Genomic DNA, 7,154 nt, shown 5'->3' on the forward strand with positions numbered 1-7,154 from the left:
TCCTTTTTTAGTCTACTTTGAGTCTAACCTTGTTAGGCTTTTTTTGTTAAATGTTACGAACTAGCAAATCGCGTATCAACATCCTTTTCAATTAACGCTTAAGATAGCAGCTTAAGCAAAAGACGCCTGTTCGCAATCCGCGAATAAGGCGTCTTTTTTATCATTCCAGTAATTCTTGAGCCGCATGCCAGGCCAGTGCTGCACATTTGATCCGGGTTGGAAACTGTGCCACGCTGCCAAGAATGGCCGCATCCTTAAGCTGATCTTGGGCCTGAGAGCTGATTTCTTTTCCCATAATCAGTTCCGAAAAATCATGAATCAGCTTTTTGGCATCATCAACCGACTGACCAATCAAGACATCCCCCATCATACTGGCCGAAGCTTGTGAGATCGTACAGCCACTGCCTGTAAACATAAGGTCGCTGATATGGTCATGATCTACTTTGACGGCCAAATTGATGGTATCGCCACAAGTTGGATTATGCAGAGTTGTCTGTGCATCAGCATCCAGCATTGCTCCTTGATGATGTGGATGGCTGGCATGTTCCAAAACTACGGCACGATACAAATAGTTAAGCCTGCTCAAACCCATTTTCAAAAAACTCCTTTGTTGCTTTAATGGCCAAAATCAAGCGGTCAAGATCTTTTTGATCATTATACAGATATAGACTGGCCCGCAGCGTTGCATCAACACCCAATTCTTTCATCAAGGGTTGAGCACAGTGATGACCGGCTCTGACCGCGACTCCTTCAAGATCAAGCGCCGTAGCTGCATCATGAGGATGAATGCCTGCCAGATTAAAGGCCAGAACTCCGGTATGATGATCATGCGGCCCGTATAGCGTCAGACCGTCAATTGCCAATAGTCTGGGGATGGCCTTGACTGCCAGCTGTCGTTCATAATCAGCGATTTGATCCATCCCAAACTGGTTCAAGTAGTCAATTGCTGCTCCCAATGCAATTGCCCCACTGATGTTAGGCGTTCCGGCTTCAAAACACCATGGTACCGGCTTAAAGGTTGCCGCCTGCTGGGTAACCTGATCGATCATCTCGCCACCAAACTGACTTGGTTCTAAGCGTTTTAGCCATTCCATTTTGCCATATAAAACACCGATGCCGGTCGGTGCCAGCATCTTGTGGCCTGAAAAAGCATAAAAGTCCGCGTCCAGATCCTGCACATCCACAGGCAAATGCGGCACGGCTTGGGCACCGTCAACGATCATGCAGGCACCGAATCGATGGGCCATGCTACTGAGTTCTTTAATTGGATTAATCACGCCCAAAACGTTTGAGGCATGTGCAATCGTCACGATTTTAACTTTAGCATCGATTTTTCGTTTGGCATCATCTAAATCCAGTTCTTGTTGATCATTTAAGCCAATCAACCTTAATTTGGCACCAGTTCTTTTGGCTAGCTGCTGCCAAGGAACCAGGTTGCTGTGATGCTCCATTACCGTTGCTACGATTACATCACCCGGATTGATCATTTTGGTAAGGCCTTGAGCAACCCAGTTCAGACTTTCCGTTGTCGAGCGGGTAAAGACAATCTCTTCAGTCTGATTGGCATTGATAAAGTCAGCCACTTTTTGGCGCGCCTGCTCATAGGCTGCGGTTGCTCGCTGTGCCAGCGTGTGCGTACCACGATGAACGTTGGCGTGATCATGCCGGTAGTAATACTCAATAGCATTTAGAACCGAATTTGGCATCTGGGCCGTTGCCGCACTGTCTAGATAAGTCAATGGCTCATCGTTGACTTGCTGATTAAAAATGGGAAAATCCTGCTTTATGCGTTTAATATCCAATTGATTCGCCTTCTTTAAAAAAACACTAGGAAAAACTCATAAAAATTTAATTTTTGTGTTGACAAACGATCGTGATACTGATTATACTTTAAAACAATCAAACACGCGAAAGGAGATAAGCACATGAGTTACAACCGCATCCAACTGAATATTCGTTGGCAAAGCCGGTAACTCAGATCGCACAGAATGCGGTCTGGGAAGTCAGATCCATTCTGTGCCGGCTTATTTCATAATACAAGCCTGCATGGAACCACATGCAGGCTTTTTATTTTCCCAAGAGGAAGCCTGCAGACTGGCTTCCTCTTTTATTTTATCGTTTAGCAATTATTCAAAGGTTTCGGAAAGGTGGCAAATCACCATGAAAAGAATGTATACCGTAATCGCCATTTTACTTACGTTTCTTGGAGTCGCCTACTTCAAGGAAAATGGCGGCATCATCAAGCAATCAAAGCCTAAGGTCGGGGTCTTGACCTTGATGCATCACCCAGCTTTGGATCAGATCTATAAAGGATTTGTCCATGGATTGGCCGAAGATGGCTATCACAACGGCAAAAACATTACGATCGACTATCAAAATGCCAACGGTGATCAAAGCAATCTAAAAACCATGGCCAACAAGCTGGTTAATGAAAACTCAACGGTTCTGTTTGGGATTACGACGCCAGCCTCACAGGCACTGGCCAACTCAACCAAAAAGATTCCAATCGTCTTAGGTGCCGTAACCAATCCACAAAGTGCCGGCCTGGTTAAGAACAACAAGCGTCCAGGCGGCAACATCACTGGGATCTCGGACCAAGCGCCAGTTAAAGAACAGCTGCAACTGATTCACAAGTTCATGCCGCACGCCAAGACGTTAGGGATCATCTACACTTCCAGCGACAGTTCCGCGGTTACTGAATATAAAGAATTTATGAAGTACGCCAAGCAGATGCACTTAAATCTGAAGGCTTACTCCATTTCCAACAGCAATGACTTAAATCAGGTCTCGCAGCAGATGCTGAGCGAGGTTGATGCTGTAATCGTACCAACTGACAACACGATTGCCGGCGCGATGCAGACACTGGTCAAAAATGCCAATGCCGTTAATAAACCGGTTTTCCCAGCCGTTGATACGATGGTCAAGCAAGGTGGGGTCGCCGCTTACAGCATCAATCAATACAAACTGGGCGTTGAAGGCGGTAAATTGACGGCCGACATTTTGAAAGGCAAGAAAAAGCCATCAACGACCGCCATCAAATATATCCGTCACGGCGAACCCGTACTAAATCTGAAACAAGCACGCAAACTTGGTCTGCACGTACCAGCCAGTTTCCAGCGTGAAGCCGAAAAATATGGGGAGGTAATCAAATGAATCTGATCGTATCTGCAATTGGACAGGGTCTGTTATGGGCTCTGCTGGGGTTGGGACTGTACCTGACCTTCCGTATTCTAAATCTGGCTGACATGACGGTTGAAGGTACCTTCCCACTTGGAGCTGCCGTAGCCGTAACTGCCATCAGCAATGGCTTTTCACCGATTGTATCCACTCTACTGGCCTTTGGTGCCGGCATGCTGGCAGGCCTGGTGACTGGGCTGCTGTACACCAAAGGCAAGATTCCGTTCCTGTTGGCTGGTATCTTAACCATGACGGCTGCCTACTCAGTCAACCTGCGTATCATGGGCAAGTCAAACATCTCGCTGCTTGGCAAACGAACTCTTTTTTCCGGCACGTTTATGACCTCATTGCCACAATATTTCGACAGTGTCATCTTAGGCATGATCGTAATTGCCATTGTTACGCTTTTACTGGTCTTTTTCCTGGATACCGACTATGGCCAGTCGTTTATCGCTACCGGCGACAATCCCGTGATGGCCAAATCGCTGGGAATTCACACTGATGCCACGATCAATGTTGGCTTGATGATTTCAAATGGTCTGGTTGGCCTTTGTGGGGCACTGGTTGCTCAAAGCAATGGCTATGCTGATGTCAACATGGGGATTGGGACGATCGTCATTGCCCTGGCCTCAATTATCATCGGCGAAGTGGCCTTTGGCGAGCTGACGCTGTCACAGCGGCTGGTTGCCGTAACCTTAGGGAGCATCATCTACCGACTGATCCTGTTGGCCGTACTGCAACTAGGCTTTAGCGCTAACGACCTCAACTTGATTTCTTCAATCGTCCTGGCGCTCTGCATGATGCTGCCGCAATTGGACAAGCTGTTCCACATTCGCAAGCCATTCTTTAAGGGGGTCGCAACCAATGACTGAACCAATGCTTGAGCTAAAAAACGTCAAAACCATCGTTAATCCAGGTACTACCAATGAAACTACGATTTTAAAGGATATCAATCTAACTATCAATGAAGGTGACTTTATTACCATCGTTGGGACTAACGGTGCCGGCAAATCTACTCTTTTTAACGTAATTGGCGGTAATCTGAAAGCCGATGCTGGACAGATTTTTCATGCTGGTGCCGACATCACCAAAACGACCGAAGAACAGCGTACCACCTTTTTGGCTCGCGTTTTCCAAGATCCCAAACTGGGAACGGCTCCCCGGATGACAGTCGCTGAAAACATGCTGCTGGCCGCCAAGCGTGGTGAACGTCGGCACTTGATTCCACGTCGTTTAAAACAGCAAATGCCAGAATTTACCAAGCTGGCCGCTCAAATGAACAATGGCTTGGAAAATCGTATGACTACACCAACCGGAGCACTTTCTGGCGGGCAGAGGCAGGCACTGAGCTTTTTGATGGCTACGCTTAAACGACCAGATATTCTGTTGCTTGATGAGCACACCGCCGCCTTAGATCCACATACGGCACGCAATCTGCTGCACGCTACCAATCAACGCATCACCGAAGATCATCTGACGGCCTTAATGATTACCCACCATATGGAAGATGCTCTCAAATACGGCAACCGGCTGATCGTTTTAAAAGATGGTCAGATCAAAGCCGATTACAATGCAGCCGCAAAAGCTAAGTTAACGATTGACGATCTGTATGCCTACTTTGAAATGTAAAATAATGACAGTCAAAAAGACATTCCGCACCATTACGGAATGTCTTTTTAGTCAACAATTAAAAATCTACCTCATCAGGTTTAGCACATTGCCCACCAAGATTTGGCAACGCTTGAATCATCTGCATTTCAGACTCTGAAAGCTCAAAGTCAAAGATTTCCATATTTTGTGCCGAGCGCTCGCGATGAACCGACTTTGGCAGTGGCAAAACACCTTGCTGCAATTCCCAACGCAACGCAATCTGAGCCGGTAACTTGCCATGAGCCTTGGCAATTTCTTTCATCGTATCATTAACTAGTACTTTTGCTCCCTGACCACCTAATGGGCCCCAGCCTTCAACCAGAATATTCTGTGCTTGCAGCCATTGAACCGTTTCTGTCTGTGGCCATCCTGGATGAACTTCGATCTGGTCGACCATTGGCTTGATCTGGGCAGTCTTCATCAAATCCTTAACGTGATGCGGCAAAAAGTTTGAAACCCCAATTGCCCGAATCTTGCCTTCATTGTAAAGATCTTCCATTGCCCGCCAGGTTTCAGCATTCAGCTTTTCGGCATCCTGACCAAACTGTTTTTCGTTGGCTGGCCAATGAATCAAATAAAGGTCCAGATAATCAAGCTTTAAACGATCCAAGGTTGCTTGAAAGGCAGCTTTCGTTTTTTCATAGCCGCGTTCAGTATTCCAAAGTTTGCTGGTAACGAACAAGTCTTCCCGTGCAACGTCTGAAGCAGCGATTCCTTGACCCACACCGACTTCATTTTCATAAACTGCAGCCGTATCAATATGCCGATAGCCCAAATCAATCGCATCCATAACTGACTGTTTAGCCACTGATTCCGGTGTTCTAAACGTACCATAACCGACGCATGGAATTTCAACACCATTGTTTAAGCGACGCATTGAAGTTACGCTCGTTAACTGATTTTTCATCATAACCCTTCTTTCTTAGCTGCGTTTCGGTACTATAAGTACATTATAAGGTTAAAATCATGCCGGAATCAAAAGCCATCTTGGTAAAATTTTTAATGATTTTCTTTACTAAAATGCGGTCGATTCTTTTGCCACATCAAAACAGCCAGCAGCAACGTCAAAACGTCAGATGCCGCTTGAGCTGAAACGATTCCCCAATAGCCAAACAACTGATGCAGAACTATGATGCAGACCAAGAAGATCAATCCTTGCCGTGATACTGACAGCCAAAACGCAGGGACTGCTTTGCCCATTGACTGAAACATCGTCGTAAATACCAAAATACAGCCACCCAACGTTGTCGAACTGGCCAACCAGCGAATCATGGTCGTGCCTTCACTGATCACGGTCTGGTCCTTCATAAATAAACGAATGATCAAAGGAGCCGCCAGCATCATCAAAAGCGTTGCCACGACACCAAAAACAACGACGACCAATATATCAAAACGCACGGCTTCATTAAACCTTTTCTGATTTTTGGCACCATACGTATAACCAATTAATGGTTGGGCACCAAAAGCAAAGCCAACCATCACCATAAAGATAATAGTATTAATCTTGGTAGCAATCCCCATCGCCGCTACGCTGGTCGAACCATAGCCAATCAAATAGCGATTCGTCAAGGCCATTGAAAACATAACCATAATATTGGTAATCGAGGCCGGAATCCCGATCGTATAGATCTCTTTTTGCAGTGCCGGACTCAACTTAACTTCATGAATTGAGGTCGTTAGTTTTTGACTTTTCGTATTTAAATAATAAATCATCAAAGCATCGCCAATAACATTGCTGACGACCGTGGCTAATGCCGAACCCGCAGCTCCTAAACCGCAAGGAAAAATAAAGATTGGATTCAAAATAATATTAAAAATCGTTCCGACCATACTGGCCGTCATTGACTGCACGGCCAACCCTTCAGTTCTTAAAATATTGGTTGGCGTCAGGCCGAAAACGATAAATGGCGCGCCAAACGCAATTACAAGATAGTATTCCCGCGCGTACTGCCAAGTAGCCGTGGTCGCTCCCAATAGATGCAGAATCGGCGTCTGGAAGACAACCATGATGATCGTCATCAAGACCCCTACGATAATCGAAACGTAAAAACAATAGCCTGAAGCCAGCCGAGCCTCATGATCACGCTTTTCGCCAAACAGCCGCGAAATCAGTGAACTGCCTCCTAAGCCAAAGATGTCGCCAATTGCAACCAACAGACTGAAAACTGGCGCGCCTTGCGATACACCCGCTACCAGATCAGGATTTTGAGTTTGGGAAACAAAGAACGTGTCTACCAGATTATAGATAATAATACGTCAATTGCTAGTTTGTAACATTCCAAATTTTGCTAGATTATTCGTCATGACAAGTGCCTCGATCTGTGCTT

General features: G+C 46.0%; 6 protein-coding genes and 1 pseudogene. 3 read left to right on the forward strand and 4 right to left on the reverse strand.

The genetic code is table 11. The annotated features are described in order from the left end of the window. Positions 1-160 precede the first annotated feature (160 nt). Together sufU and QOS03_RS08710 are read right to left on the reverse strand one after the other, a co-directional pair. Positions 161-592, reverse strand: a complete 432-nt coding sequence (gene sufU / locus QOS03_RS08705) for a Fe-S cluster assembly sulfur transfer protein SufU (RefSeq protein WP_272208873.1) — start codon at positions 590-592, stop codon at positions 161-163. Beyond that, on the reverse strand, positions 573-1,802 hold the full coding sequence (locus tag QOS03_RS08710; RefSeq protein ID WP_283576131.1) for an aminotransferase class V-fold PLP-dependent enzyme: 1,230 nt from the start codon (positions 1,800-1,802) through the stop codon (positions 573-575). The genes sufU and QOS03_RS08710 overlap by 20 nt, the downstream gene beginning before the upstream one ends. Positions 1,803-2,160: 358 nt before the next feature. Between QOS03_RS08710 and trpX the strand changes: the two genes are divergently transcribed. Genes trpX through QOS03_RS08725 form a run of 3 tightly spaced genes read left to right on the forward strand, consistent with a single transcriptional unit; the run spans position 2,161 to position 4,806 of the window. Further along, the gene (trpX, locus tag QOS03_RS08715) at positions 2,161-3,153 is read left to right on the forward strand and encodes a tryptophan ABC transporter substrate-binding protein (protein ID WP_283576132.1); all 993 of its coding nucleotides are present in this window, start codon (positions 2,161-2,163) and stop codon (positions 3,151-3,153) included. Further along, on the forward strand, positions 3,150-4,049 hold the full coding sequence (locus QOS03_RS08720) for an ABC transporter permease (RefSeq protein ID WP_283576133.1): 900 nt from the start codon (positions 3,150-3,152) through the stop codon (positions 4,047-4,049). The genes trpX and QOS03_RS08720 overlap by 4 nt, the downstream gene beginning before the upstream one ends. Further along, the gene (locus QOS03_RS08725; RefSeq protein ID WP_283576134.1) at positions 4,042-4,806 is read left to right on the forward strand and encodes an ABC transporter ATP-binding protein; all 765 of its coding nucleotides are present in this window, start codon (positions 4,042-4,044) and stop codon (positions 4,804-4,806) included. Before QOS03_RS08720 ends, QOS03_RS08725 begins: the two co-directional genes overlap by 8 nt. Positions 4,807-4,864: 58 nt before the next feature. Here QOS03_RS08725 and QOS03_RS08730 read toward each other — a convergent pair whose 3' ends face one another. Together QOS03_RS08730 and QOS03_RS08735 are read right to left on the reverse strand one after the other, a co-directional pair. Further along, positions 4,865-5,734: an aldo/keto reductase gene (locus QOS03_RS08730; RefSeq protein WP_283576135.1), complete on the reverse strand. Its 870-nt coding sequence runs from the start codon at positions 5,732-5,734 to the stop codon at positions 4,865-4,867. Between the two features lie 92 nt (positions 5,735-5,826). Then, positions 5,827-7,077 (reverse strand): annotated as a pseudogene (locus QOS03_RS08735) (MATE family efflux transporter); the annotation flags it as partial. Positions 7,078-7,154: the final 77 nt, after the last annotated feature.

Origin of the sequence: Limosilactobacillus pulli (genome assembly GCF_947381555.1) — a bacterium.
Taxonomy (GTDB): Bacteria; Bacillota; Bacilli; order Lactobacillales; family Lactobacillaceae; genus Limosilactobacillus; species Limosilactobacillus pulli.

Excerpts from the sequence above, each read along its gene's own strand:
- sufU (WP_272208873.1), bottom strand. The coding sequence starts at position 592 with ATGGGTTTGAGCAGGCTTAACTATTTGTATCGTGCCGTAGTTTTGGAA.
- trpX (WP_283576132.1), top strand. The coding sequence starts at position 2,161 with ATGAAAAGAATGTATACCGTAATCGCCATTTTACTTACGTTTCTTGGA.
- QOS03_RS08720 (WP_283576133.1), top strand. The coding sequence starts at position 3,150 with ATGAATCTGATCGTATCTGCAATTGGACAGGGTCTGTTATGGGCTCTG.
- QOS03_RS08725 (WP_283576134.1), top strand. The coding sequence starts at position 4,042 with ATGACTGAACCAATGCTTGAGCTAAAAAACGTCAAAACCATCGTTAAT.
- QOS03_RS08730 (WP_283576135.1), bottom strand. The coding sequence starts at position 5,734 with ATGAAAAATCAGTTAACGAGCGTAACTTCAATGCGTCGCTTAAACAAT.